The organism is Acetobacter sp., assembly GCF_047723915.1.
Lineage (GTDB): Bacteria > Pseudomonadota > Alphaproteobacteria > Acetobacterales > Acetobacteraceae > Acetobacter.
Window position 1 is genome coordinate 20716 of sequence record NZ_JBDOBQ010000006.1, and the last position, 26525, is coordinate 47240.

General features: G+C 65.7%; 23 protein-coding genes, 1 pseudogene and 2 riboswitches. Of the genes and pseudogenes, 6 read left to right on the forward strand and 18 right to left on the reverse strand.

The window, feature by feature from the left end; translation table 11 throughout:
• Positions 1 to 73: 73 nt before the first annotated feature.
• Positions 74 to 1009 carry a ribokinase gene (locus ABF990_RS05335; RefSeq protein ID WP_415499775.1) on the forward strand — a complete coding sequence of 312 codons (936 nt, stop codon included), beginning with the start codon at positions 74 to 76 and terminating at the stop codon, positions 1007 to 1009.
• 124 nt (positions 1010 to 1133) lie between these two features.
• Positions 1134 to 1339: pseudogene (locus ABF990_RS05340) on the forward strand (IS5/IS1182 family transposase); the annotation flags it as partial.
• Positions 1340 to 1424: 85 nt separating this feature from the next.
• Here ABF990_RS05340 and ABF990_RS05345 read toward each other — a convergent pair.
• A complete protein-coding gene (locus tag ABF990_RS05345) occupies positions 1425 to 1994 on the reverse strand; it encodes a TetR/AcrR family transcriptional regulator (protein WP_415499776.1) in 570 nt (189 codons plus the stop codon).
• 72 nt (positions 1995 to 2066) lie between these two features.
• On the opposite strand from ABF990_RS05345, the gene ABF990_RS05350 reads away from it, so the two are divergent.
• On the forward strand, positions 2067 to 3341 hold the full coding sequence (locus tag ABF990_RS05350; protein WP_415499777.1) for an MFS transporter: 1275 nt from the start codon (positions 2067 to 2069) through the stop codon (positions 3339 to 3341).
• A 196-nt stretch (positions 3342 to 3537) separates the two neighbouring features.
• Here the strand turns inward: ABF990_RS05350 and ABF990_RS05355 are convergent, their stop codons facing one another.
• The 3 genes from ABF990_RS05355 to ABF990_RS05365 all read right to left on the reverse strand — a co-directional run bounded on the left by ABF990_RS05355 (position 3538) and on the right by ABF990_RS05365 (position 8838).
• The gene (locus ABF990_RS05355) at positions 3538 to 5322 is read right to left on the reverse strand and encodes an ABC transporter ATP-binding protein (RefSeq protein WP_415499778.1); all 1785 of its coding nucleotides are present in this window, start codon (positions 5320 to 5322) and stop codon (positions 3538 to 3540) included.
• Between the two features lie 286 nt (positions 5323 to 5608).
• Complete coding sequence (locus ABF990_RS05360; protein ID WP_415499779.1) at positions 5609 to 6250, reverse strand: LysE family translocator; 642 nt, start codon at positions 6248 to 6250, stop codon at positions 5609 to 5611.
• Between the two features lie 308 nt (positions 6251 to 6558).
• On the reverse strand, positions 6559 to 8838 hold the full coding sequence (locus ABF990_RS05365) for a TonB-dependent receptor (RefSeq protein WP_415499780.1): 2280 nt from the start codon (positions 8836 to 8838) through the stop codon (positions 6559 to 6561).
• 321 nt (positions 8839 to 9159) lie between these two features.
• A riboswitch (cobalamin riboswitch) is annotated at positions 9160 to 9393 on the reverse strand.
• A 59-nt stretch (positions 9394 to 9452) separates the two neighbouring features.
• Positions 9453 to 9593: riboswitch (cobalamin riboswitch) on the forward strand.
• A gap of 32 nt (positions 9594 to 9625) precedes the next feature.
• Here ABF990_RS05365 and ABF990_RS05370 point away from each other — a divergent pair.
• Positions 9626 to 9847: a CbtB domain-containing protein gene (locus tag ABF990_RS05370; protein ID WP_415499781.1), complete on the forward strand. Its 222-nt coding sequence runs from the start codon at positions 9626 to 9628 to the stop codon at positions 9845 to 9847.
• Positions 9848 to 9862: 15 nt separating this feature from the next.
• Complete coding sequence (locus ABF990_RS05375) at positions 9863 to 10594, forward strand: CbtA family protein (RefSeq protein ID WP_415499782.1); 732 nt, start codon at positions 9863 to 9865, stop codon at positions 10592 to 10594.
• Between the two features lie 54 nt (positions 10595 to 10648).
• Here ABF990_RS05375 and ABF990_RS05380 read toward each other — a convergent pair whose 3' ends face one another.
• Genes ABF990_RS05380 through cbiE form a run of 7 tightly spaced genes read right to left on the reverse strand, consistent with a single transcriptional unit; the run spans position 10649 to position 17748 of the window.
• Positions 10649 to 11440: a histidine phosphatase family protein gene (locus ABF990_RS05380; RefSeq protein ID WP_415499783.1), complete on the reverse strand. Its 792-nt coding sequence runs from the start codon at positions 11438 to 11440 to the stop codon at positions 10649 to 10651.
• Positions 11406 to 13376 (reverse strand): threonine-phosphate decarboxylase CobD, encoded by a 1971-nt coding sequence (cobD, locus tag ABF990_RS05385; RefSeq protein ID WP_415499784.1) that lies wholly within the window; start codon positions 13374 to 13376, stop codon positions 11406 to 11408. The genes ABF990_RS05380 and cobD overlap by 35 nt, the downstream gene beginning before the upstream one ends.
• Complete coding sequence (gene cobA, locus ABF990_RS05390; protein ID WP_415499785.1) at positions 13373 to 14110, reverse strand: uroporphyrinogen-III C-methyltransferase; 738 nt, start codon at positions 14108 to 14110, stop codon at positions 13373 to 13375. Before cobA ends, cobD begins: the two co-directional genes overlap by 4 nt.
• On the reverse strand, positions 14107 to 15417 hold the full coding sequence (locus ABF990_RS05395) for a cobyrinate a,c-diamide synthase (RefSeq protein WP_415499786.1): 1311 nt from the start codon (positions 15415 to 15417) through the stop codon (positions 14107 to 14109). The genes cobA and ABF990_RS05395 overlap by 4 nt, the downstream gene beginning before the upstream one ends.
• Positions 15414 to 16196 carry a precorrin-4 C(11)-methyltransferase gene (cobM, locus tag ABF990_RS05400; RefSeq protein ID WP_415506515.1) on the reverse strand — a complete coding sequence of 261 codons (783 nt, stop codon included), beginning with the start codon at positions 16194 to 16196 and terminating at the stop codon, positions 15414 to 15416. The genes ABF990_RS05395 and cobM overlap by 4 nt, the downstream gene beginning before the upstream one ends.
• A complete protein-coding gene (locus ABF990_RS05405; protein WP_415499788.1) occupies positions 16193 to 16570 on the reverse strand; it encodes a cobalamin biosynthesis protein in 378 nt (125 codons plus the stop codon). Before ABF990_RS05405 ends, cobM begins: the two co-directional genes overlap by 4 nt.
• Positions 16567 to 17748 (reverse strand): precorrin-6y C5,15-methyltransferase (decarboxylating) subunit CbiE, encoded by a 1182-nt coding sequence (cbiE, locus tag ABF990_RS05410; RefSeq protein WP_415499789.1) that lies wholly within the window; start codon positions 17746 to 17748, stop codon positions 16567 to 16569. The genes ABF990_RS05405 and cbiE overlap by 4 nt, the downstream gene beginning before the upstream one ends.
• On the opposite strand from cbiE, the gene ABF990_RS05415 reads away from it, so the two are divergent.
• Positions 17747 to 18508, forward strand: a complete 762-nt coding sequence (locus ABF990_RS05415) for a cobalt-precorrin-6A reductase (RefSeq protein ID WP_415499790.1) — start codon at positions 17747 to 17749, stop codon at positions 18506 to 18508. The two genes, cbiE and ABF990_RS05415, sit on opposite strands and share 2 nt — an antisense overlap.
• Here ABF990_RS05415 and cobJ read toward each other — a convergent pair.
• Genes cobJ through ABF990_RS05450 form a run of 7 tightly spaced genes read right to left on the reverse strand, consistent with a single transcriptional unit; the run spans position 18484 to position 26519 of the window.
• Positions 18484 to 19218 carry a precorrin-3B C(17)-methyltransferase gene (cobJ, locus tag ABF990_RS05420; protein ID WP_415490533.1) on the reverse strand — a complete coding sequence of 245 codons (735 nt, stop codon included), beginning with the start codon at positions 19216 to 19218 and terminating at the stop codon, positions 18484 to 18486. The genes ABF990_RS05415 and cobJ overlap by 25 nt on opposite strands.
• On the reverse strand, positions 19215 to 19958 hold the full coding sequence (locus ABF990_RS05425) for a precorrin-2 C(20)-methyltransferase (protein WP_415499824.1): 744 nt from the start codon (positions 19956 to 19958) through the stop codon (positions 19215 to 19217). The genes cobJ and ABF990_RS05425 overlap by 4 nt, the downstream gene beginning before the upstream one ends.
• A 19-nt stretch (positions 19959 to 19977) precedes the next feature.
• Entirely contained in the window at positions 19978 to 20607 is a 630-nt protein-coding gene (locus ABF990_RS05430; protein WP_415499791.1) for a precorrin-8X methylmutase, read from the reverse strand.
• Positions 20591 to 21832, reverse strand: coding sequence for a precorrin-3B synthase (locus ABF990_RS05435; RefSeq protein WP_415499792.1), 1242 nt, complete (start codon positions 21830 to 21832; stop codon positions 20591 to 20593). Before ABF990_RS05435 ends, ABF990_RS05430 begins: the two co-directional genes overlap by 17 nt.
• Positions 21829 to 25071, reverse strand: a complete 3243-nt coding sequence (cobN, locus tag ABF990_RS05440) for a cobaltochelatase subunit CobN (protein ID WP_415499793.1) — start codon at positions 25069 to 25071, stop codon at positions 21829 to 21831. Before cobN ends, ABF990_RS05435 begins: the two co-directional genes overlap by 4 nt.
• Before the next feature lie 6 nt (positions 25072 to 25077).
• Complete coding sequence (cobW, locus tag ABF990_RS05445; RefSeq protein ID WP_415490529.1) at positions 25078 to 26160, reverse strand: cobalamin biosynthesis protein CobW; 1083 nt, start codon at positions 26158 to 26160, stop codon at positions 25078 to 25080.
• A 2-nt stretch (positions 26161 to 26162) separates the two neighbouring features.
• A complete protein-coding gene (locus ABF990_RS05450) occupies positions 26163 to 26519 on the reverse strand; it encodes a DUF1636 family protein (protein ID WP_415490528.1) in 357 nt (118 codons plus the stop codon).
• Positions 26520 to 26525 lie beyond the last annotated feature (6 nt).

The window sequence follows — 26525 nt, forward strand, 5'->3', positions numbered from 1 at the left end:
AAGATGCTGTAGGAACCATGCTTGCATGGTCCGCACGGATCGGGTTTTGGCACTAGAACAGGCTCTTCGATCAATGTCGGGCTCACCTCTTATTCTTTCTTTTGGCAGCATCAATATCGATATCACGGCACGCGGGCAGAAACTGGCCGTGCCGGGTGAAACTGTCCATGCCGATACCTACGCTATCGGGCTGGGTGGCAAAGGTGCCAATCAGGGCGCGGCGGCGGGGCGACTGGGGGCTGGTTGCGGCGTGCGTTCCGCACTGGTGGGCCGGATTGGTGATGACGCATTTGGCGTTCAGGCGCGCGCGGCGCTTCAGACATTTACGGTCGATCTGGATGCCGTCAGAATGGATGCCAACGCCCCGACAGGGCTGGCGCTGATCGGGGTCGGCCCGGGCGGAGAAAACTGTATTACCGTGGTGGGCGGCGCCAATATGTGCGTGGACCACAGTGATGTCAGCCGGGCGGATACCCTGTTCAGCGCGGCATCGGTTCTTTTGTTGCAGCTTGAAGTGCCGGTTGCGGCGGTTCTGGCGGCGGCCCGGCGTGCTCGTGACAATGGCTGTTGCGTCATTCTGGACCCCGCCCCCATTCCGTCCTGCCCTGTGCCGGATGAGTTATGGTCGCTTGCGGATATTGTAACCCCGAATGAAACGGAAACAGCAGCCTTATGCGGTATTCTGCCAATGAATGAGCAGGAAGCCGAAAAAGCCGCCCGGCTGCTGTTGGACCGGGGTGTCGGGACCGCAATCGTAAAAATGGGGTCGCGCGGGGTCTGGTGGCAGAATAGGACTGCGAGCGGATTTATTCCGCCGTTTCCTGTGACGCCAGTGGATACAGTTGCAGCAGGCGACTGTTTCAATGCAGGGCTGGCAGTCGCAATGGCTTTGAAAAAGCCGCTTGCTGAAGCTGTTCGCTTTGCGGCGGCAACAGCAGCCTTGTCTGTTACGAAGCCCGGCGCTGCGCAGGCTGCCCCGGAATGGGATTCCGTTGTCGCCATGCTTTGACCATGGAACAGATGCTCTGGCCGGCTGTCGGCCTGCGGTAACGGCCCGCGGGCATCCGCGGTAAGTTTTCGGGGTAAGCGGCTTCATCCCGTTTGATCGATCGCAGCTATATCCTCTGCCGCCGGATCTGAAGGCTAGGCTGTATCCGGACCCGGAAAAAGCTCTCTACGCCTACGTAGGCAGGCCGCCGTAACCGGTCTGTGGCATTACCAAAAGTGCAATGGGCTTTACTCGATTCCACCTTCGTAGCCTCGCAAATGTCGCAACAGAATGGCCTTTATCGCTTTCGCGTATTACTGCCACAGGGTCACGCGACTGATGGTCACATAAACGCCGGTGCCTTCGTCACGCATCTTGTTTCTGACATGACGGAGCGAAAGCTCAGCGCCCAATGCGGAGATGTGCAGCATAACATTTACATATCAAGCAGGAGACGGGCTACCATGCCGGCGTGAGCAGCCGGGCCGGGCGGTGCAAAGGCCTGTCCCGCGACGAACACCCCCTCCATCAGCAGCACCAGTCCAGACGTCAGCCGTTCGGGTTCGCCTGTGTCCAGAAGCGCGACGCGCGAGGCGATCCAGTCGGCCATTGCCTGCTTCAGTCGCGCGGCCTCCCGGCGGACGGGGTGGTTGTGATCGGGGAACTCCAGAATTGCGTTTGTCAGCCCGCAGCCCCGATAGGCCGGACGGGAGGCCCGTTCAGCCAGACCGTCGAAATAGGAGAGGAGCTGGCCGCGCGGATCGTCAGGACAGGTGGCCTCGGCCTGTTCGAAACGCGTAAGACAGGTCTGGAAAAATTCATCGAGATAGACCGCGGCCAGGCCGTCCTTGGATTCGTAGGCGCGGTAGAGCGACGGCTTGGTGACGCCCGCATTCTGCACGATCTCGTCGACGCCGACGCAGCGTATTCCGTTGCTGTAAAACAGGTCTCGTGCTGAGTTCCGAATACGTTCGGCGGCGCTGACGCCGGAGGTGGGTCGCTTCATGATATGTTTCCGCTTGACGATGTTACCGATCGGTACCTACGCTGACTGAGTTGTAACTTACCGGTCAGTCATATGAGCAGAAACCTTCACATCCGCAAGGGTAGCGTCTTCGTGGTCGTCGTGGGGCTTACCTTTCTTTCCTTGCTGGTGTCGGCCGGTGTGCGCGCAACGCCCGGCGTCCTGATGATGCCCCTGCAAATGGAGCTGGGGTGGAGCCGGACCACGGTCTCGTCGGTCGCCGCGTTCGGCATATTCCTCTATGGCTTCGTGGGACCGTTCTCGGCGGCGTTGATGCAGTCGATCGGCATCCGGCGTACGCTGATCGGTGCCCTTCTGCTGATCGGGGCGTCGTCCGGGCTTTCGCTGTTCATGACCGCGCCGTGGCAGTTCTTTCTCACCTGGGGCGTGCTGACCGGTCTGGGCACCGGGGCCGTGGCGATGGTGCTTGGCGCTACGGTCGTCAATCGCTGGTTCGTGGCACGGCGCGGCACGGTCATGGGGCTGCTCGCGGCAAGCACGGCAACGGGGTCGCTGCTGTTCCTGCCCTTGCTGGCATCCCTTGCGCAGACGCATGGCTGGCGGGGGCCGGTCGTCGCTGTGACGGTCGTGTGCCTCTCCCTCGTGCCGCTCGTCGCGCTGTTCCTGCCCGAGCATCCCGAACGTCTGGGACTGGTGCCGCATGGGGCGCAGGAGGGATATGTCCCGCCCGCGCGCCCGTCGCGCCACCCGCTGCGCATTGCGGTGTCGGCGCTGCGTGAAGCCATGGCGATGCGGGATTTCTGGCTGCTGTTCCTGACGTTCTTCGTATGCGGCTTTACGACAAACGGGCTGATCGGCACGCATTTTATCGCGATCTGTGCTGATCACGGCGTAGGCGCGGTCCCGGCGGCAGGGTATCTCGCGCTCATGGGGTTCTTCGACCTGTTCGGCACCACCGCCTCGGGCTGGCTTACCGACCGGATGGATGCGCGGCGGCTGCTTTTCGCCTATTACGGACTGCGCGGCCTGTCGCTGATGGCGCTGCCGTTCGTAGACTTTCACGGCGTAAGCCTGACGCTGTTCGGCGTGTTCTACGGCCTGGACTGGATCGCGACGGTGCCGCCGACGCTCCGGCTCGCCAACGCCGCCTTCGGCGAGGCACGCGCGCCGGTCGTGTTCGGATGGATCGTGTTCGGCCATCAAATCGGCGCGGCCTTCGCGGCATCGCTCGCGGGTGTGCTGCGCCAGGCACAGGGGAGTTATCGCGACATGCTGGTGATGGCCGGGTTCGCCGGGGTGGTGGCGGCGCTGATGGCGCTGCGGATCGGGCGATCCCCGGCGCAGGGCGTCGCCGTCGCTGCGGAGTGAGGCGAGCCGATGCAGGGGTGGCGCCAGCGACCGACTGATCGGCCGTGCCGCTTCGCCCGCGTCTCGCCGGGATTTTCTGGCGTATCGGCCGTCAACTTTCCCGAGGCTTACGGGTTTTTCTGTCTCCACAAGGCCCTGGGCAATTCAATCGGGATCAGGGCCGTTGTGGGCACAGAGAAACAGGTTTTTGAAGGTGTTACTGGTAACCTTCGGCCTGTAATGCAAAGAGTTCGGCATAGCGGCCCTGTCTGGCAAGAAGCTCGTCATGCGTGCCGGTTTCGAGCACTGTCCCATGTTCCAGAACGACGATACGGTCTGCGGTTCTGACTGTCGAAAAACGGTGCGAGATGACAAGAGCCGTCTTGTTGCGCCGCAGAATGCGCAGGCGGTCGAATACATCTGCTTCGGCCCTTGCATCGAGGGCGGATGTCGGTTCGTCAAGGATCAGTAGATCGGCATCGCGCATGTATGCGCGGGATATCGCGATTTTCTGCCATTCTCCGCCGGATAGGTCTCGTCCTTGGGCGACGCGCTTGCCCAGGGGCTGGTTGTACCCCATGGGCAGCCTGCCCACGACGTCCGCGGCCAGTCCTTCCCGTGCGGCGGCTTCGATCCGCCCGGCGTCTGAAAGTGCGGTAATGCGGCCGACGGCTATGTTTTCGGATGCAGTCAGGCTGTAACGGATGAAATCCTGAAAAATCACGCCAATATGCGCGCGCAGGTCCTGCAGGTCCATGTCCCGCAAGCAGATGCCATCAACCGTGATCTCTCCTTCATCCGGTTCGTAAAGGCGGGTCAGCAGTTTGACCAGTGTGGTCTTGCCTGCACCGTTTTCCCCGACCAGAGCCACGGTCTCGTTCGCATGGATTGTCAGGTCCAGATGGCGAACGGCCCAGATATCCGTTCCCGGATACCGAAAACCCACATCCCTGAAACGAATGCCCTTGTGGATAGGAGAGGGAAAGGGTCTGGCGCATGCAGGAGACCGGATGACCGGCCGCAAATCCAGAAAGGTGTAAAAATCGTCCAGGTATTGTGCCTGACTGGCAGTCTGGGTAATGCCCAGCAGCAGGGTCGATAAAAGGCCATGCAGGCGCAGGAACGACCCCGAAAGAAAGGTCATGTCCCCGACCGAGAGAGGGCCGTGAACGGTGTTCCACACAATCACGACATAGACACCGTAATACGCTGCCGACCCTATGGCTGCGAACACGCTGCTCCAGATAAAGCGACGCACGGCCAGCTTGCGGTTCTGGTCCAGAACGGTTGTCGCTGCCGCGCGAAAACGCCCGACAAGAAAGTCACCCAGCCCGAACAGTTTGAGTTCCTTGGCATGTTCGGCGCTGGCGCCGACATAGCGGAGGTACTCCATTTCACGGCGTTCGGCGGTCTTGGTGCGTGCCAGCCGGTAGGCGCGTGCGTTGAAATGGGCCTCCCCCGCGGCGGAGGGCAGCAATGCCACGACCAGTATCAGCACCATCCAGGGCGCAAATACGAGAACGCCGATAGCGAGCATGAGTGCCGTTACGGCCGTTTGGGCAATATTGAAAAGCTGTACCAGTAAATTGTTCCGCCCCGAAGCCTGGCGGCGGGCCCGTTCCAGCAGGTCCTGTAATGTACTGGATTCGAACTGCTGGAGATCCAGCGTGGCTGCATGATCCATGAGCGCCAGACTGACAGCGTTGATATAGCGTTCGTTTAGCAGACCATCGACCAGAGCGATGCCGCGCGATGTCAGGTCGAACACGATAATCAACCCGAATTCCAGAACCAGGTATTCCTGCAGATGGCCACTGCTGCCATGGACCATCCATGCCGTTATCGGGGCAGGAAGGGTGGGAATGCGGCTGAGACGGACAACCTCGTCAACGATCAGCTTGGCAATATAGAGTGCCATCGCAGGCTGAACAGCCTGTATCACGCGCAGGACTGCGCTGGCGAGTGTCAGCGACGGGCTGCATGCCCAGAGTTGCCGAAACATGCGCGGGAGGTGGCCATATACCCCGAACCTGCCACGCAGTCGGGCCACCCAGGCAGAGCCCGGCTGGTCGTTACGGTGCGTGTCACCCGGTTCAGGTGGAGGCGCCTGGGGTCGAGGCTCGGGGGTATCGTTCAAGACCGGTTTCCAATGTCATACGCGTTCAGACACGCGCGCCCAGAAAAGGACGTGGGATAGAACCTCACATCCTTGCATATCACGCGTTATTCCGGATGTTCTGTCATGACTTGGGACCAGGCCAGTATCTGGCAGGTAGTTGCGCGCACGGTCAGGTCGGTGAACGTTCCGTCACGAAGCGAAGGCCCAGCGCCATGAATGCGGCACCGGCGCACCGGTCGATCCAGCGGCGGTGTTGCACAAAAACGGAGGATACGCGCTCAAGGCTGAACAGCATCGTGACCAGCGTGAACCAGGTCACGGCAACCATGAACATGGCAGCGACACAGGCAAGCCCCAGATGGATCGGAGCATGCTGCGGCATGGAGGCGGCAAACAGGCTGGACACGAAAATCGGCGCTTTTGGGTTGGCCAGATTGGTCAAAAGCCCTGCGCGGAAACTGGCGCTTCGGGACGGGGTTGCCGGTGCTGACTGGTCTGCCGTGTCGTCGGCTTTCCAACTGCTGGCGAACAGCTTCACGCCGACTGTTATCAGGTAAAGCCCCCCGCCGATCTTGAGCGCCAGGTACAGCCAGGGTGCTACAAGGAAAAGCGCACGGATACCGAAAAACCCTGCCAGCCCCCACAATGCGACACCCACAGCAATTCCGGTTGTGGCCTGTATGGCCGCCGCGCGTCCTTTCGTGACGGCAAGACGTGTCACGAGCAGGAAATCCAGTCCGGGCACGACCATGGCAATCAGCCAGAAGGCGGAGACCGCGGCAATAACGGAAAACTCCTGTGGCAGGTTCATGGGTGGCAGACCTTGTCAGGTGGAGGGAACGCACAGTGTAGTGGAGCCGCGTGCACAAGCGCAAGGACAGGGGCCACGCATGTCCGTACCGCGCTGGATGCCCGGGACGGCTACAGGCTGCGTGCCGGGGTAATTGCGTCAGCACTCCCGTTTTACGTGGTTCCTTCCCGTTCGGGGGGCGACGGGCAGGGCCTGCATGAATACGCCCCTGTTCTACTGTTGATTTCTACCATCGCTGCTGGCCGGGCCAGGATTATGCAGGGTGTGTTCCGCCGTCATGCGCCAGCCCGGCGGGATGAAAGGGCGCATCAGAATGCGGCGGTGACAGCCAGACGGGCGGAAATGGGTTCGATCGGGTGGCCCGTGGCGCCGGTCTGGATGGCCGATGTCGGTGTCAGGCGATAATCATAGGCGTATTGCGCGGCGTAGGCGTGTGTGTTGAACGCGTTGAACACACTGGCTTCCAGTTTCAGTTTCTTGGTGAACCGGTAGCCGAGGGTCATGTTGACTTCCTGATACCCGCTTGAGCGCAGGCTGTTGTCTTCCACCAGCGGGTAGCCGCCCAGCCAGCGGACCTGTAGCCCGCCATACCACGGTCCACGATCGAGAATGACGCCGAACGACCAGACAAAGCTCGGGGCGTTCGTGACATAGGCACCGTCGATCCCGTAACTGGACAGGTTTTTGGCCTGGTACCGTGCCTTGGCGAAGGACAGGTCGGTGTTGATTTCCAGCCAGTTGAACGGTGTGTACTGGGCCGAAAACTCAACACCCTTGCGGCGACTGGCCGGGCCGGGAGACGTGACCCCGGCATCGCCGTCGTAGCTCAGTTCGGACTCGAAATCGATAATGAAAGCCGCCGCCTGCAGGCTCAGGTGCCGTAGTGGCGTTGTTCTGACCCCCACTTCCCCGCTGACGGCAGGTGTCATGAGCGGTACCGTGACCGAGCCTTTTGCAAACTCGTCCGACGCGTAGGACCCGGAAACGGAGCGAAAGTCGTTGGAATGAAAACCTCGCCCGGCGCTCAGGTACAGTTCGGTTTTCCGCCACGGCCCGAACACCAGACTTCCCTTGGGCTGGAACAGCCACTGCTGTTTGCGCGTCAGGCTGCCATCGACCAGATTGCTGTCGCTCCCGCCCTGATAATCCTCGCGCAGGCCGGCAACCGTTCGCAGCCACGGCAGCCAGTGCGTGGTGTTCTGCACGAAAAACCCCACCGCGCCCAGATTGATGGTGTCGGCGTTGCACAGATAGGGCCGTGTTGCCTCAAGGCTGGATGGACAGTCGGCCAGTGTCACGCGCTGCCGGGTGTGGCGACGGTCCACATACAGGATGTCGTATCGTCCCTGCACGCCAATCTGTGTGTCGGTTCCGACCGTGCCGACCCGGTCCTTGCGGGCATATACACTGCTGCCGCCCAGTGTCGTGCGTGTTTCATCCTGCTGCTGCTGGTCGCCATTGACCGGATCGTCCAGGTAATGGGTGAAATTGTTCCACAAGGTCAGGCGGTCATGGGTGACAAAGGCGCTGGTTGTCCATTTCCAGGTGTCCCGGCTGAGATGATAATGGCCTGACAGGCTGTACCGTTCTGAAAAACCGCCATCGGTCGGGTCCAGGGAGCCATAACGGCCGATCAGCCCCTGGGAATACGCTGCAAGCGGCTGGTCGTTCGTGGCACGCCACTGGCCGCGATAGAACATGGCTGTCAGGTCAAGGCCGTTTGCGGCGCTGCCGTGGGTGTAATGCGACAGCGCGCGGATGCTCCGGGCGTTGTCGGGGTATGTCCACGGCCCGTCGGAGTGGGAGAGGGCGAACGCATTGACCCATCGGTCCCCATTGGCAAAATGGGCGGTGCCGCCAAGATAGGCGCGGTAATCGCCCAGGGTGCCCGCACTCAGGCTGATCTGGCGGGGGATCTCGTCCGCCAGTTTCATGTGATCCGACCCCGCCACGCCGAAATCGCCAATATCCGCGTGGAACGGGCCTTTGGTGTAATCGACACCGGACAGCACCTCGGGAATAAGGAAATTCAGGTCGGTATAGCCCTGCCCATGGGCGTTGCTGACACCGTTGACCGGCATGTCGTCCACAAAGGTTGCCAGATCCGTCCCGTGGTCGAGGTTGAAGCCACGCAGCAGGAACTGGTTGGCTTTTCCTTCGCCGGAATGGGATGTCACGACCAGTCCCGGCACGGCCTCCAGCAACTGCCCGACCCGGTAGACGGGCCGAAGCTGTATTTCCCGCGTGGTCAGCGACCCTTCGCTGGCGGTGGCGGCCCGGCCGAGCAGATCATGGCGGGAGGCAATGACCTGAATGGTCTCGCGCGTTCCGGTCGCGGGCGGCTGGGTGGGGGCTGCCGATCGCGCGCTGGCCTGCCCCTGTGTGGCCGCCCGTGTGGGCGGCTGTGCGGGTGGCTGTGCGGGTGTGCCTGTCCTGGCCGGCATGGCCCGGCGGACGGTATGGCCGGGTTTTTCGGGGTCTGCCGGAAATGTCGGGGTTGCCGCCTGCAGCGGGAATGTTGGCAGCGTGAGCGAGAGCAGGCTGGCGGTATAAAGGGTGCGCGCTGGAAAAAGCGTACGAACGATCATAATGGTCCTGCGGCGTGCAGAGGCTACGCATTCGTCCCTTCAAAGCCCTGCACGATGCAGTGGAGCATTGTACAGGGCTGAGCCGGGAGCCATGGCGGCCCCAAACCGTGGCCCGGCGCAAAAGCCGTGGTTCGGGGGGCCGTATACGGACGAACGGGCCTGTGGAACGGGAGATATCGGGGGGAAAGGGGCAGGTCAGCCGGGCCGGTGGCCCGTGGCTGGACGTGCGTGCGGAACGCGGCGTGCTGGCGGGCAGACGGCGCAGGGAAGACGAAGGGTCATCATCTGTCTTTCGGGAACCGGCCATCCCCGACCGGTATCCGGGCTTGTCATGACGATGGCAGGTCTCCTGACTCGCGGATCATGGATATCTGCCCAAGCCTTCCCGGCCCGAACGGGCCAGTGACCAGCCCCGGAAGGAGCCATACAGGCAGACTCTCACCGCCAACAGTTGCGGGGGCAGTTGCTGACTGGCTTCCGGACATGGCGTCCTGCCGAAGCGTACAGCATTCCCTTTTCATCCGTTCGCACGGAACCATCGACTTGTAAGGGTTTCATACCCCCTGCGTGCCGCACCCATCAAGGGTGTTGTGACATATCCGCCCGCGCCGTGCCGCCTTTTCAAACCAGACGGTGGCGTGTAGTCTGCCCACAGCAGGGAAGTCGGTGAAAGTCCGATGCGGTCGCGCCACTGTAATTGCAGCCACGCCAGGCATGCGCAAAGCCAGACCCCTGCTGTTCTTTTTGTCCCAACCCGGAACGCGCTTTTCCGTGCGGAGTGTCTGTCATGAGCCAGGGTTTTTCCTCCTCCATTCCTGCATCCACCCCGATGCCTGTCGCCATTCCCCTGCGGGCTGTTCTGCCGTGGGCGGTCTTCGGGCTGATCCTGTCGGCGCTGCTGCTGTATTTTGTGGGGGCCGAACAGGGTGCCACGGCGCTGCTTTCGGGGCATGCGGTGCATGAATTCGTGCATGACGGGCGCCATCTGCTGGGCTTTCCCTGCCACTGAGGCAGGGCAGCTTCCATGGTCGGACGCCTTCTGGCGCGGGGCATGATTGCCGGCGTTTGCGCGGCATGCCTTGCGTTCGTGTTTGCCCGCCTGTTCGGTGAACCGCAGGTGGCACTTGCCATTGCGTTTGAAAGCGCGCGGGATACGGCCGCGGGCATGGCGGCGGAGCCTGAACTGGTCAGCCGTGCCGTGCAGGCATCCTTCGGGCTTCTGACGGCCGCAGTCCTGTACGGCGCGGCCTATGGCGGGATTTTCGCTATCGTTTTCGCGCTGGCCTATGGGCGGGTGGGCAGGTTTTCGCCGCGTGCGCTGGCCCTGCTGCTGGCGGGGGCCGGGTTCCTGACCTTTGTGCTGATCCCCGACCTGAAATACCCGCCCAATCCGCCGGCTGTGGGGTTGCCGGGTACAATCGGCCTGCGTACCGCCACGTATTTCGAAATGATCGTGCTGTCCGTGTGTGTCATGGCGGTATCCGTTCTGGTGGGGCAGCGGCTGATACAGCGGTTGGGGGCATGGAACGGCACGGTCTGCGCGGCAGGGATCTTTGTGGTTCTGACAGCCCTCGTGCAGGCTGGTCTGCCCGATATCAATGAGGTCCCGGCGGATTTTCCCGCTCTTGTACTCTGGCGTTTTCGCGAGGCGGCCATAGGCATGCAGCTTGTGCTGTGGAGCGCCCTGGGGCTGATTTTCGGGCGGCTGGCGGCCCCTGTCGTAGCCCCGGGCGCTGCCAGGCACCGTGCCGGCTGATGGCTATGGCCTGATACTGAAGGTGCATGCTGGCGGTTGAGAGCAGGGCGTGTTTCAGCCCAGTGGCACGCCCATGGCGCAAACGCGCCAGCCCGTATGGCGGGTTATTTCGCTGCGGCTTGCTGGCGGTACGTCGATACGGGCCACCATATCCGCGCCACAGCCAAGGGCGTGGATCAACAGCAGTTTTATCACCGTCGGCCGTGCCAGAACGGTGCAATGGCCGCCATCACAGGGCAGGCGGGCAAGCCAGTGGCCAATACGCTCGAACGCAGCCAGCCCGCTCTCGCCACCGGGTGGGGCAAATTGCGGATCGTCGATCCAGCGGCGGAGCGCATCGGGTGGCAGATCACGCAGGTGGCGCCCGTGCCAGCTCCCGTAATCGCGTTCACGCAGGTCTGGCTCGGTCACGACCGGCAGCCCGGAACGCGGCCGTGTGCCTGCTGGCCAGGCATCGGGTGCAATAATAAGTGCGCGCCCATGATCCGCCGTATCCAGCCATGTGGCAATGCCTGTCTCCGTGTTGCCGCTGCTGCCCTTGGGCGGGATAACACCGCGCCGGATGTCATCGGGCAGGCCGGAGGCAATACAGAGCAGTTTCATGCGCGCAGGTCGGGGCGTTGGGCTTTTGCCGTCATGGCCTGCTCCAGACAATGCCGGCACAGGCAGCCACCCGGCCCCCCATGCGGGGGAATTTGGGGTGGGGGAAGGGGCAGGGTGTGCGGCAGGGTCATGCACCAGCATGCGGTACTGGCAAGGCAGGGCATTGCGCCGCCGCAGGACGCGCAGCGGGTTGTGGGTGCGCGCCGGGTCATGGCGGGGTGCTGCGCCAGGCAAGCAGGGCATCCTCCAGCCGGTTCCATGCCTGTTCGTCACCCGGCAGGCCAAAGCGCAGTGCGTCGGGCATGGCGCAGAAACGGCGGGTGACAATTCCGTAGCGGCGCAGATGGGTCCACAAGGCCTGTGCCTGCCGGGTGCGCACCAGCGTGAACAGGCGGGCCTGCCCCTGGTGGTGCAGGCCGGCTTTATCCAGCAGCGTGGTCAGGCGGCTTTTCGCAGCGGCGGCGGTCTGGGCTGCCATGCCCAGCCACCGGGTATCCCGCAACGCCTGACGGCCTGCGGCAAGCGCAAGTGTGCCGACGGGCCATGCGCCCACCATGTCCCGTGCCCGTTTTGCCGTTTCATCGGAGGCCAGCAGAAAGCCCAGCCTGACACCGGGCAGCCCATAGGTTTTGCCGAACGAACGCAGGACGATCAGCCCGGGTTGGGGCAGGGCGGGTATGACGCTCTGGCCGTCGAAATCGGCAAAAGCCTCGTCCACCACAAGGTGGTTCCCGTGGGTCGCGCAGCGCTCGGCAAGGTCAAGCAGCAGTGTGGCGGGCAGCAGGCGCCCGTCCGGGTTGTTGGGGTTGCACACGATACAGACCGTACCGGGTAAAGTCGCGTGTTCGGCAAGGTGTTCGGGGTCAGTTACGGTCTGCACCGTTTTGCCCGCCTGCCGCCATGCGGTGGCATGCCCCGAATAGGTTGGCCCCAGAATACAGGCGGTCGATGCGCCAGTCAGGCGCGGCAGGAGGGAAATCAGGCTCTGGCTGCCCGGGCCGGCCGCGATCAGGCGCGGGCTGGCGGCACCGTAGGCGGTTGCGGCGGCAGTGCGCAGATCGTCTTCCTCATCCGTTTCGGGCAGCCGGGTCAGGGCTGCCACAGGGGGCATTGCCAGCGGATAGGCCTGCGGGTTGATACCGGTGGACAGGTCTATGAACGGGTGCGGCGCATCGGGCATGTCGCGCATGACCTCGCGCACCTGTCCGCCATGCGGTTCGGGCTCGGGGGCATGGGCTGCCATTTCGGTCGCGCGGGGGGCGCGGCGCAGCAGATAGATATCCATGATCCAGCCATGCCGGGCGCGGGCTTCGGCCCGGGTGGCGACAATGCCCGGCCCTGCCTGTGCAAGGGGGCCGGAGCACAGGATCTGTTCGGCCATGCCCACATACGCGCCCCAGTAAATGGTGACGCCCGCGGCGGGAATATGCCGGAACGAGCAGTCCCCATCGAGCATGACCACGACGGTATCCGTTCCCGGTGGCCAGCCATGGTCGCGCAATTGCCGCCCGGTGGTGACAAGAAACGGCGCACCGATATCGTTCAGCGCAATACCATGAGCGGCGGCCAGCATGTTGAGCGACATGATGCCCGGAATGCTGCGTACCGTTCGGGGGCGCTGGGTCAGGCGGGCGGCAATGCGCAGGGTACTGTCATACAGAGCGGGGTCGCCCCAGACCAGCAGGGCGATTGTGCCGGTGTTGCCAGACCGGTTTGCGGGCGCTTGTGCCGGTGAACGCACTGACGGGCCGGCAGGGGGGGGGCTTGGCGGTTGGGTCGGCAGGTCGTTGCGCTGGTTGTCTGGCCAGTCGCATGGCCGGTCGTAGGACCAGTTGTCCGGTCGGTCCTCGGGCTGCTCTTCGGGCCAGTGGGCGGGGGGCAGGTTTGCGCTGATCGCTGCCTGCCATGCCTGGGCTATGGCGTCGTGCCAGTGGTCCACGCTCTGGCGATAATCGGGGGTGGCGGTATCGCGGCGTGGCATGTCGAAGGTGACAATGCGGGTCGCGGGGTTGGTGACTACCTGCGCACAGATGGCATGGCGCAACTCGGCCAGATCGGCTTTGTCGTCCCCCTTGCGCGGGATCAGGATCAGGTCGGCGGTGTTGAGCGTGCGAACGGCCTGTAGCGTCAGGTGTTCGGGGTTGCCCGTGCCAATGCCGACAAGAACCAGATCGATCATGGCTGCCGGCCGCCTGCCGGGTTGCCCAGCGGGCCATACAGGATAAGGGCAGGAGCCCGGCTGTCATGGCTGGCCAGAAACCGGGCCAGTTCGGCCACCGTGCTGTGCCGCAGGTGCTGTTCGGGCTGGCTGGCGGCTTCGGCCAGCAGGGCGGGGGTGGTGCCCGGCAGCCCCGCCGCCATCAGGCGGGCCGCCAGTTCGGGAAAAGTGCGCCTGCCCATGAACACCACCGTCGTGGCATGGGGGTCTGCCAAGGCCGCCATGTTCAGGTTTTCGGGCAGTTCGCCTGTTACGTCATGCCCGGTCACGAACTGTACGCGCCGTGCGGTCAGGCGGCGGGTCAGCGGAATGCCCGCCGCCGCCGCCGCCGCGCAGGCGGAGGGCACGCCGGGGACGATCTCATACCCGATGCCCGCGGCCTCCAGCGCCGTGATTTCTTCCTCCAGCCGCCCGAAAATGCCCGCATCCCCGGATTTCAGGCGTACGACGCGGCCCCCCGTGCGTGCGTAATCGACCAGCAGCCGACTGATACTGTCCTGCCGGGGCGATGGCCGGCCCGCACGTTTGCCCACGGCAATCAGGTCCGCGTCGGGGCGGGCATGGGCCAGAATCGGGCCGGAGGACAGGTCGTCGAACAGCACGGCATCCGCCGTTCGCAGCCGGTCCACGGCCTTGAGTGTCAGCAGGTCCGGGTCGCCCGGGCCGGAGGAGACGAAAGAGACAAAACCGTTCATGTCGCAGGTGCTATCAGATGGAAGAAGGTGCCGGTAGCCAGTCCGCGCCGTGACCCGGCTTCGGGCACGTCAGCGCCGGTGGCGTCGACTGTGTGGGCAAGGGGGGCGTCGGGCTGGTGAGTGATGGTGGCATAATGGAACTCATGCCCGCGCAGCCGGGTCTTGGGGCTGTGGCCGGGCATGGGGGCCAGCAGCGTGGCCAGCCGGTAGCCCAGATGCATCCGCCGTCTGGCAAAGGATGTTTCAAGCCCCAGCAGGCCCGCCATGGCGTGCCGCGTGCCCTGCGCATCGACAAGGCCCGCCCCCATGGCCATATAGCCCCCGCATTCGCCATGCACCGGCTTGCTGGCGGCAAAGCGGTGCAGCCCGTCCCGGAAACGGCAGGCGGCCGACAGCCTGCCCGCATGCAGTTCGGGGTAGCCGCCGGGCAGCCAGCAGGCATCGGCACTTGCCGCAGGGGCTTCGTCGGCCAGGGGGGAAAAAGGCAGGATTTCTGCCCCGGCCCTGCGCCACCCTTCGATCAGGTGTGGATACACGAAGGAAAAAGCCGCATCGCGCGCAAGGGCGACCCGGTTGCCCGGTGGGGCCACCGCGACAGGAGCCGCGCGGGCCGCGAAACCGCCTGCCGCCTGTTCCATAACCGCATCCAGATCCACATGCTCCGCAATGAACGCGGCAAGGGTGCCCAGCAATGCGGCAAGCTGTGGCTGTTCCTCCGCCTGCACAAGACCCAGATGGCGCTCGGGCAGGGCTATGGCCTCGCGCCGGGGCAACGCCCCCAGCACGCGCAGCCCCGCTGCGGCCATGGCCGTGCGGATCAGGGTGTCGTGGCGGGGGCTGGCGACGCGGTTGAGTACCACCCCCGCCAGCCGCACATGGGGCGAAAACGTTGCCAGCCCGTGGGCGATGGCGGCGGCGGTCTGGGCCTGGCCGGATACGTCCAGTACCAGCACGACCGGCCAGCCGGTCAACGCCGCCAGATCGGCGCTGGCACCTGTGCCTGTCTCCCCCGCCTTTGCCACGCCGTCGAACAGACCCATGGAGCCTTCCGCAACTGTCAGGTTGGCATCCGCGCGCGTGCCGACCAGCCCTGCGATCTGTCCGGCGGACATGGCCCATGTGTCCAGATTGAGCGACGGCCTGCCCGCGGCCGCGTGGTGAAAGGCCGGGTCGATATAGTCCGGCCCGTTCTTGAAGGGCTGCACACGCAGGCCCCGCGCCCGCAGGGCGGCCAGCAGCCCCAGCGTGACCATGGTTTTGCCAGCCCCCGAAGCCGGGGCGGAAATAATGAGGCCCGGACAGGTCATGCTATATCTGGGAACCGGGGTTCCGTGCCGACGGGGCGGAAACGCCGGTCGTAATCGCCCGCATACAGTCTGCTTTCGTCGAAATCCGTGGCCCCGATGGTCCGGCCGACCAGGATCAGCGCCGTGCGTTCCAGTTCGGTGGCAAGGGCCGCCTCGAGCGTGCCCAGCGTTGCGCGGACAATGCGCTCATCCGGCCAGCTTGCACGCCACACGACGGCCACGGGACAGTCCGCGCCGTAATGGGGGAGCAGTTCGGCCAGAACGCGGTCCAGCACATGGATCGACAGATGAATGGCCAGTGTCGCACCTGTCGCGGCAAAGGCGGCCAGGTTTTCGCCCGGGGGCATGGAGGTGGCGCGCCCGGTGGTGCGGGTCAGCACCACGGACTGGGCAATGCCCGGCAGGGTCAGTTCGGCCCCCAGTGCGGCGGCGGCGGCGGCAAAGGAGGGCACACCGGGTGTGATGTCGTATGGTATGCCCATGGCGCGCAGGCGACGCAGTTGTTCGCCCATGGCGGACCATACCGACAGGTCGCCCGAATGCAGGCGGGCCACATCCTGCCCCGCCGCGTGCGCGGCAGCCATTTCGGTCATGATGGCGTCAAGCGACAGGGGGGCCGTGTTCACGATCCGCGCCCCAGGCGGGCAGTGCGCCAGCAATGCGGCAGGCACCAGGGAGCCGGCATGCAGGCAGACAGGGCTTGCGGCAATCAGGTCGCGCCCGCGCAGGGTGATAAGGTCTGGCGCACCCGGTCCCGCGCCAATGAAATGAACGGTCATGTCCTGTCTCCTTCCATGCCGTGGGCAATGGCTGCAACGGCCATTGCGTCGGTGGAGCATGCGCGCGGACCGAGCAGGCGTGCCCCCGCCCCGGCGGCGGCCAGTGCAAGGGCTTCGGCAATGCTGCCGGTGCCGAAGCGCGCCATGATACGGGCTGAACGGGTTGGCGTGTCGATATCGGCCAGCGCTTCTGCAGCGATCGCGCGGATCGGCAGGCCCGTTTCCGCCGCCAAAGCCTGTAACGCGGGGGCATCGGCCTTGTGCGCGAGTGTTGCCAGCGCGTCGAGCCCCTGCGGCCCGCCCGCCGCCGCCAGAGCGTCGCGCAGGGAGGCAGTGCTTGCCGCGCGCCGGAAACCGAAGCCAGCGACTTTCATCGGGTGACACTCCATTGCACGATGGGCCGGGCCGGACGCCAGCCCCGCAATGGCCCCAGCGGGGCTGCCTCCGCCAGCTCTATCCGCAACAGGTCGCCCCCTTTCTGCCCGTGCCACAGGGTCAGCAGGGCTTCGGTTTCCAATGTTACGGCATTTGCGACAAGGCGTGTGCGGGGCGGCACTGTGGCCCACAGGTGGTCCAGCAGGGCGGCACTGGCCCCGCCGCCGATAAATACGGCATCCGGCGCGGGCAGGCTGGCCAGTGCCGCAGGCGCCTTGCCCTCCACAACGTCCAGCCGGTGCTCCAGCCCCAGCGCACATGCGTTGGCACGAATGGTCGCGGCGCGGTCGGCGCGCGGTTCAATGGCGATGGCGCGCCCCCCGGCCAGGCACCATTCCGCCGAAATCGAGCCCGATCCGGAGCCGATATCCCACAGGCGTTCCAGCGGGCGTGGCGCCAGGGCGGATAGTGTCAGCGCGCGGACCGGACGTTTGGTGATCTGCCCGTCATGGCGGAACGTGCGATCCGGCAGGCCGGACGCGCGGGGCAGGCCCGGCGGCCCCGCCATGGCAATGCCGACCGCCACGGGGGCCGCGACATCCGCAAACGCGTAATCCGCCGCATGGGTTGTGCGGAGCCGTTCACGCGGGCCACCCAGTGCCTCCATCACATGCAGGGTGGAGGCACCATATTCCTGTGCTGTCAGCCAGTGCGCCAGCGCGCCCCCGGCCGCGCCGTCGCGCAGCAGGCAGATGGCCCGCCCATGGTCATGCAGCATGGGGACCAGCCTCTCGAACGGTGCCGCGTGCAGTCCCAGGCACGCCACCTGTTCAAGCGGCCAGCCCAGCCGGGCCGCCGCAAGGCAGAAGGTTGACGGTGCGGGGTGGGCAACCCATTCATCCGGGGCAAGGGCTGCGGCAAGACTTGTGCCCGCGCCAAACCAGAACGGGTCGCCCGACACCACCACAACCACCCTGCGCCCACGCTTGGCCAGCACCGGCGCGACCGAGAACGGCACCGGCCATGCCCGGCCCCTTTCCCCGGCGTTGACCAGTGCCAGATGGCGCGGGCCGCCAAAAATCACCTCTGCCTGCGCCAGATCGGCATGGCGTGCGGCGGATAAACCTGCCATGCCGTCTTCACCGATTCCGATAATGACAAGCCAGGAGTCAGCCATGATCCGCGTCCTTTTGCTGGGGGGCACGACGCAAGCCAGCCAGATGGCCCGCCTGCTGGCGGATGCCGGAATGGACGGCGTGTTCTCCTACGCCGGGCGAACGATCGCACCCTTGCCCCAGCCGCTGCCGGTGCGTGTCGGCGGGTTTGGCGGGGCGGATGGGCTTGCCGCCTACCTGCGCATGGCGCGGATCACCCACGTGATCGACGCCACCCATCCCTTTGCAGCCCGGATGAGCCACAACGCCATTGCGGCGTGCGCCACCACGGGCGTTCCCCTGCTCGCCTGCGAACGTGCGCCATGGCAGCCGGGAGCGGGCGATGACTGGCGCATGGTGGCTGATATGGCAGGCGTACCCGCTGCCCTGCCGCATACACCCGCGCGGGTTTTTCTGGCAATCGGGCGGCAGTTGCTGCACGTCTTCGCGGCATGCCCGCAGCATGACTACCTGCTGCGGCTGGTAGACCCGCCCGCAACGCCCCTGCCATTGCCCCGGGCCACGGTGGTGGTGGCGCGGGGCCCCTTTACGCGGGAGGGGGATGTTGCACTCATGCAGGCGCACGGCATTACCCATGTCGTGGCCAAAAATGCCGGAGGCGATGGCGCACGGGCCAAGCTGGATGCGGCACGCATGCTGGGCCTGCCCGTGGTTCTGGTCGAACGGCCCGCCATGCCGCCGCGCGCTGTTGCCCGCACGGCCGATGAGGTCATGGCCTGGCTTGCCGGGCAGGGGCATCAGCCCGCCCGCCGTGGCGTGTAGACATAGCGCCCGACCTGCCGTGTGGCGGCATTGCCGAGCAGCACCACCGTGCGCATGTCCGCCATGTCGGGGCGGGCTTCGGCCAGTGTCGTGACAAGGACCTGCTCGGCCGGGGTGGTTACGGCGCGGGCGAAAATGACCGGTCGCGCCATTCCGCATTCTTCCCGCAGAATATCCAGCACGCGGCCGAACTGGTGCGGGCGGCTGGCCGAGCGCGGGTTATAGAACGCCATGGCGAAATCGGCCCGGGCGGCAAGACGCAGCCGGCGTTCAAGCAGGTCCCACGGTTTGAGATTATCTGACAGGTTGATGGTGCAGAAATCATGCCCAAGCGGTGCGCCGACCCGGGCCGCGGCCGCCAGCATGGCCGTAATGCCCGGCAGGACGCGGATTTCCAGCCCCGACAGGTGGGGTGCATGCTCCAAGGCCTCGAACACGGCGGAGGCCATGGCGAACACGCCCGGATCGCCCGAGGACACCACAACCACCCTGTGCCCCGCTGCCGCCAGTTCCAGCGCATGGGTGGCGCGCGCCAGTTCCACGCGGTTATCCGTGGCGTGCAGCGTCAGTCCCGCCCGGGGGGGAATGCGCGCCACATAAGGAATATAGCCGACCACATCGGTTGCGTCGGCAAGGGCCTGGGCCACTTCGGGTGTGATCAGTGCGTCATCCCCGGGGCCAAGGCCTGCTATGACCAGCGCGCCGGTCATGGGGCGTGGCTTTCGGCTTCGGGGCGGCGGCCATGGCCGTGCACCAGCACGATCGCAAAATAGGGGCAATCGCTGTCCGGGGTTTCGGTCAGGCGGCTCACCCGCTGGCCCGGCATGGTGCCGCGTTCGACCAGCCAGGCGGCGTCCAGCCGGTTCGCAGCCGCAAGGGCGCTGCGGATCTTGGGCAGGTTGCGGCCGGTTTTCATGACCACAAGCGCATCTGTCCCGCGCATGTGCCGGGCCAGATCGGCCTCGGGTATTGTGCCGGTCAGCACGGTCAGCACATCGTCCCCCCAGGTAATGGGTATGCCCGTGGCGGTCCAGCACCCTGCCATGCCGGGAATGCCCGGCACGATTTCCATGGCTACCCGCCCCTGAAGGCGCGCATGCAGGTGCATGAACGAGCCGTAAAAGAACGGGTCGCCCTCGCACAGCACCACCACATCCTGTGTTTGCGCCAGGTCGGCCAGGCGGCCCGTCCAGTCGTCGTAGAACGTCGCCAGTGCGCTGCGGTAGGCGGGGCTGTTGACCGGCAGTTCGGTGGTGACCGGGTATTCCATCGCGTGTTCGACCACGCCGGGGGCCAGCATGCCCGTGACAATGCGCCGGGCCTCGCCCATGCGGCCGGCCTTGCGGAAATAGGCCACGTGGCGGGCGTTGCGGATCAGCCTGTCCGCGCGCACGCTCAGCAGGTCGGGGTCGCCGGGGCCGAGACCCGCACAGATGATCTTTCCGGGCATGGGGGGCTGGAGCACGGTCTTATTCCACCCCGCTGGCCAGGGCGTTGACCGCCGCAACCGTCATTGCGGAACCACCCAGCCGCCCCATGACACTGAGCGCTGGCACGGGTGGGGCGGCCATGAGCGCGTGTTTCGATTCGGCGGCTCCCACAAACCCCACCGGGCAGCCGATAATGGCCGCGGGCCGGGGGCAGGCCGGGTCTTCAAGCATGTTGAGCAGGTGAAACAGCGCGGTCGGCGCATTGCCGATCGCCACTACGGCGCCCTGCAGGTGGGGTCGCCACAGCTCCAGTGCGGCGGCCGAGCGGGTATTGCCCATCTTGCGGGCCAGATCGGGTACCTCCGGCGCGTTCAGCGTGCAGATGACCGCATTGTTCGCGGGCAGGCGCGCACGGGTAATGCCCTCGCTGACCATGCGCGCATCGCACAGGACCGGCGCCCCGGCTTCCAGCGCTGCGCGGGCAGCCACCGCCATGCCGGGCGTGAAGGTAATATGGCGCTCAAGCCCCACCATGCCCGCCGCATGGATCATTCTGACGGCGACACGCTCTTCCTCCGGTGTAAAGCGGGCCAGATCGGCCTCGGCCCGGATAATGGCGAAGGACTGGCGGTAGATCGCGCTGCCATCGGTTTCATAACAATGGGGCATTCGAGCGCTCCGTCAGTAGTTCGGGTGTGGCCAGCAGGTGTTCGGCCGTAACATGGCGCGTGACGGTGGCCGTGGCGTTGCCGTTGCGCACAAGGCCAAAACCCCGTGGCTGCGCCACAAGTGTCAGCGCCGTGGGGCCGGGCTGCGCGCATCCTTTTGCGCAACCGCTGACATGCAGCACCGCATCGGGGGGGATGTGCGGGGCCAGTGCGCGGGCCAGAGGGCGTGTGGCTTGCAGCCCCTGTGCGCAGTCAGGCGCACCTGGGCATGCGATAACGCGCAGGAGCGGGTCATCCGGCCGGGTCAGGAGGTGGTCCATGCGCGGTGGCTGTGCCTGCCCTTCCAGCAGCAGCATGCGCCACGGTGTGACACGCAGCGGCGCAATGGCGGCCAGGGCCGCAAGGGTGTGGGCGTGCATCTGCCCGAAGGCGAAACCGACCATGACCCCCGCTGCTGTCGGGCCGGGTGCGGGGGGCGGGATGTCGCGTACGGGCAGGGCGGGTATGCTGGCCAGTCCGGTAGGCAGGGTAGCTCCGGATGACAGGCGGGCCGCCATGCGCCCTGGCATGCCGCCTGCCATGAACCAGCGCACAAGCTCTAGGACCGTGCCAGCCATGGTGTCTGGCGTGACAGGCGCACCGCAATCCGCCCCGTCGGCACGGCAGAGCAGCGTACCGGCGGCATCGCGCTCGATGCGGATATCGGCGGACACGCCACGCAGGACAGGCCAAGGCCCGGTGTCGATGGCAAAGCCGAATTTCGAGGGCAGGTCTGCCATGCAGGCGGTTCTGACGGATGCTGGTCCGGGCGGTGGTTCCGTACTGGTTTTCTGGCTGGTTTCCGGGCTGGCCGTGCCCAAGTCGCGCAGGGCATGGGCCAGGCGTTCGGCCAGGTCACGCGTGCCGTCGCCCGCCTGCCAGTACGGTGTTACAACAATATTGCGTCGGGCTTCCGCCTCTGGCGTGGGGTCGGTCAGCCCCAGTGCTGCAAGTCCTGCGATCAGCGGCGCGTGGCTGCCCCCGTTTATGCCACGAAGCTGTATGTTGCCCCGCGTGGACAACTCGACCAGTCCGTTGCCGTATTGTGCTGCCAGTCGGGCAATGCCTGCGGCCTGTGTCTGCTCCAGGCGTCCGGCGGGGGGACGCACGCGGACCAGAAGCCCGTCGCCCGAAACCATGGGGCGCAGCGCGCCGGGGCACCAGCCCTTGACAAGCGGTGTGGTCATGGGCTGGTCCGCAGGCTGGCGGCAATGGCGTTGCTGCGTGTGGTCCACAGGCCCGCCGCATCCAGGGTGCGGAAACGGTCACGCAGGGCGGTAAGGGCTGCAGGGTTTTCGCGCGCCATGAAGGCTGTCACATCGTCCCGGCCCAGCGTGGCGTTGTAGTAGATATCGAACAGGTGGGCGGGTACGTCGCGCGTCAACTGCGCGAAGGCGGCCAGCGTATCGAGCGTTGCACTCAGTTCGGCCGCGCCGCGAAACCCATGGCACATCATGCCGCTGGCCCATTCGGGGTTGCCGGCGCGGGCGCGCACCACCCGCGCGATTTCCTCACGCACGGTGCGGGCGCGGGGGGTGTCGGGGCTGGTTGCGTCGATATGGTAAAGTATGGGCGTGGCACTGCCGATATGCGCCATGGCGGCGGCGGGGCCGGCTTCATGCGCTGCGTAGTCGGCGGCAAGCAGCAGGTCGGTCTCGGGCAGGTCCTGCACATGCACCACGCTGTCGGTCATGCGCAGCCGTGCTTCCAGTGCCGTGCGATCCTGCGTGATCTCCCCACCCGCGCCAATGGCCCATTCCGATGCGCTCAGCCATGCCTCACCTGCTGCGGCACGTCCCTGTTCGCTGTAGTCTTCCAGCGCTGCTGCCATGCCTATGCCGTAATGGCCCGGCCTGGGACCGAACACGCGCGGTCCGCGCACGGTGTAGGGGTTTTCCTCCGCCGGTTCGCGCCGTTCGGCCAGGGCTGTGGCAGCGGTTTCGAACATCTGGGCAAGACCCGGGAAAATATCGCGGAACAGGCCCGAGACACGCAATGTGACATCGATACGGGGTCGCCCCAGCAACGCGGGGGGCAGAATTTCAAAACCGCATACGCGCTCTGTTCCCCCGTCCCATTGGGGGGCAAGCCCTGCCAGATGCAGGGCCATGGCGTAGTCCTCCCCCGCGGTGCGCATGGTGGCCGACCCCCACAGGTCGATGACAAGGCCGCGTGGCCAGTCGCCGTGGTCCTGCAGGTGGCGGCGCAGCAGTTTCTCGGCCAGGCGTACGCCCTGCGCATGCGCGACCCGGCTGGGGACCGCGCGCGGGTCGACGGCGTAGAGGTTGCGCCCTGTGGGCAGCACGTCGGCCCGGCCCCGCGCGGGTGAGCCGGCGGGGCCAGGTGCGACATGGCGGCCTGACAGCGCCTTGAGCAGTCCCTCGGTTTCTCCCGCTGCCGTGCCATAAACATGCAGCCCGTCACCGAACTGGCTTTCCTTGATATCGCAGACAAAGCGGTCGATCCGCACAATGGCTTCGGCCGCGCCTGCGTCGGGTGGAATGCCCATGTCCTGTTCCACGCCAATGGCCTGCGCCTCGCCCCTTATGGCGTCGATCAGGCGGGTACGGCGCGAAGGGTCCAGCCCGTCGGCGGTGGAATATTCGTCCAGCAGGCGTTCAAGGCGTACCATCTCCGCCGGTATGGTGCTGGCGCGCTGCGGTGGCGGCAGGTGGCCCAGCGTAACCGCTCCGATCCGGCGCTTGGCCTGCGCGGCTTCGCCCGGGTCGTTGACGATAAACGGGTAGATGACCGGCAGGCTGCCCGCCAATGCGTCGGGCCAGCAGGTGGCGGATAGCGCGACGGCCTTGCCCGGCAGCCATTCCAGTGTGCCATGCGTGCCCACATGCACCAGCCCCTGTACTTGCTGCAACACCCGGAGCCACAGATAAAAGGCGACATAAGCGTGGCGCGGGGTACGCGCCAGATCGTGGTATTCGCTCTCGCGCAGGGGGGTGTCACCCCGTTCGGGTTGCAGGGCCACCAGCATCCCCCCCCGATATGTGGCGGCGAAATCAAAGGCGTCGTCCCGGACAGCCGGGTCGTGAGCCGGATCGCCCCATGAGTCGTGCAGGGCCTGTTGCAGTTCGGGCGGCAGGGCGGCAAGGGCGACGCGATACGCGGCAACCGGCCAGCTTTGCCGGGTTGCCAGCAATGCGTCGGCCAGTGGCTGTGCGGGGGTGGATACGTCGTAGCCCGCCTTGCCGAGTACGCCCAGAATGGCCTCGGTCGAGGCCAGGGCATCCAGTCCTACGGCATGGGCCATCTGGTCGGGGCGGCCGGGGTAAGTGGACAGGATAATTGCCAGTTTTCGGGCCGGGGGCAGGGTTGTGCCCAGTCGGTGCCATGCGGCCACGCGGTCGGCCACGGCGGCAATGCGCCCGGCATGGGGCTGGTGTATCAGCCGTGCAAACTGCAAGTCCGGGTCACGGTCCTGGGCTGCTTTGAAACTGACAACCCCTGCGAAAATCCGCCCGTCCACTTCCGGCAGGACGACATGCATGGCCAGATCCGCCGGGGAAAGGCCGCGCTCCGCCGCAGCCCAGTCGGCCTGTTGCGCGGTGGACAGCGCAACCTGGAACACCGGGCACCCGGTGGCGTCCAGCGGGGAAAGACCGTTTTCTTCCCGTGCGGAAAAAGCCGTGGCGTTGATAATGGCGGCCGCGTTGCTGTCTGACAGCGCCTGACTGACCCAGCGTGCCGCATCCGCCGTCTTGAGCGATGGCGCGAACAGCCCCACGGCCCGAAAACCCCGGTCGCGCATGGCGCGGACCAGCGCATCGACCGGGCCGGTATCGGCCGCAGCCAGATACGCGCGATAGAAGGTGATGACAGCCAGCGGTTCCCTGCCCTGCGGCGGCGCCATGGTTACGCCGGTATCGGGGTCGTACCAGCCGCAGTCGGGCAGGGCTTTTATCCCGATGACGGGGGCCGCATACAGGCCCGATGCCAGCGCCAGTTGCGCAAGGGCCGCCCGTGCCGCCATGGCGCCACCCGTGTCGCACAAAGCAGCCAGACGCCGTAGTGTGGAAGCAGGCACGGTGGAGATATCGTCAAGGCGCGGATCGTCCTGTCCGTCCGCCGGGAGCACGGCAAGGGCAATGCCTTTTTCGCGGGCCAGATTTTCCACCTGCGCCAGCCCGTAAGACCAGTAGCCAGCGCCCCCGATCAGGCGGATGAGAATACCTCTGGCCCGGGTCAGGGTCGTGTCCAGATAGGTGTCGACCGATAGCGGGTGCCGCAGGGCAGCCAGATTGGCCAGCCGCAGGCTGGGCAGCGTGCCGGCCGCCGCGTGCCATGCCGCGGCAAACGCGCCCAGATCGCTGTCGGAAAAGGACAGAACCACCAGATCGGCCGGGCTCTGGCCGAGATCGACCGGTGTTTCCGTCTCTTCCAGACCGTGACTTTCGCGGAAGAGCACATGCATGGCGGCTTATGCCTCCGGTACGGGCTGGCCCATCAGCACGGCGCGGATTGCTGCGGCGTTGACATGATCGTGCTCGGCAATGGCCACCAGCCGGGTCTGGCGGGGCTGCGTGCCCCATGGCCGGTCGTACTGGGTGCGCACGCGTTCGCCCACGGCCTGCAACAGCAGCCGCATCGGCTTGCCAGTTACGGCGACATACCCTTTCACGCGCAGGATATGCTGCTCACGCGCAAGGGTGCGCACGGCCCGTACCAATGCGTCAGGGTCGGGTATTTCGGGCAGGTCGATGACGACACTCTCGAAATCCTCGTGCTCATGGTCGTCATGGCCATCGTGGTGGGAGGGACGGGCTGCCAGATCGTCTTCGGCGGCGGCACCCAGCCCCAGAATGACCTGCGGGTCGATCAGACCGTCATGCACGGCAACGATCGGCAGCGGGCGGGGGGTCATACCGGCAATGACCGCACGGGCACGCTCAAGGCATGCGCCATCCACCAGGTCGGCCTTGGTCAGCAGCACGATATCGGCGCAGGCAAGCTGGTCCTCGAACACTTCGGCCAGCGGGGTGTCGTGATCGAGGCCGTCATCGGCCAGGCGTTGCGCGTCCACCGCTGCCGTGTCAGGTGCGAAACGCCCATCGGCCACGGCTTCCGCATCGGCCAGGGTTATGACGCCATCCACCGTGATGCGGGAGCGAATGCCCGGCCAGTCGAACGCCTTGAGCAGCGGCTTGGGCAGAGCCAGGCCGGAGGTTTCGATCAGGATATGGTCGGGCTGCTGCTCAAGGGCCATCAGCCGTTCGACGGTGGGGATGAAGTCATCGGCCACGGTGCAGCAGATGCAGCCATTGGCCAGTTCGATAATGTTTTCCGCCGGGCAGTTCTCGTCCGAGCAGGATTTGAGAATATCGCCGTCCACGCCCAGCGTGCCGAATTCGTTGACCAGCACGGCAAGGCGGCGGCCTTGCGGGTTGCCCATCAGGTGGCGGATGAGCGTGGTCTTGCCCGCGCCAAGAAAGCCGGTGACGACGGTGACGGGAATTTTCGCAAGATCTGTCCCGGCCGGGCCGGGGGCGGTGGTTTTGTTCATGGTCAGCGCTCCTGCGGGGGAAGGCGGGCAAGGCTCTGCTTGCGGAAAATCTGCGGGCGTTCGCGCCAGGGCACAAGCCCGTCGGGGGTGGCGGCGTAGGCCGCAGCGCCCGCCAGTATGTCTGGCACGTCGTTAAGGCCCAGGCGGCCGTAGACATAGCTCCAGCAACCCGGTGCGCTCAGGGCGACTGCGCAGCCATTATTGCAGGCGGACAGGCATTCCACCGGGGCAATGGCCAGGCCGGGGGGCGGGGGGGCCTGTGTCAGCGCGGTAAAAAGGCGCGCACCGGCTACCGGTTGCCCGTCCACGACCGGTTGACCCGCGCGGCAGGTTGTACAGACAAAGAGTGTCGCGTTCATGGCCCA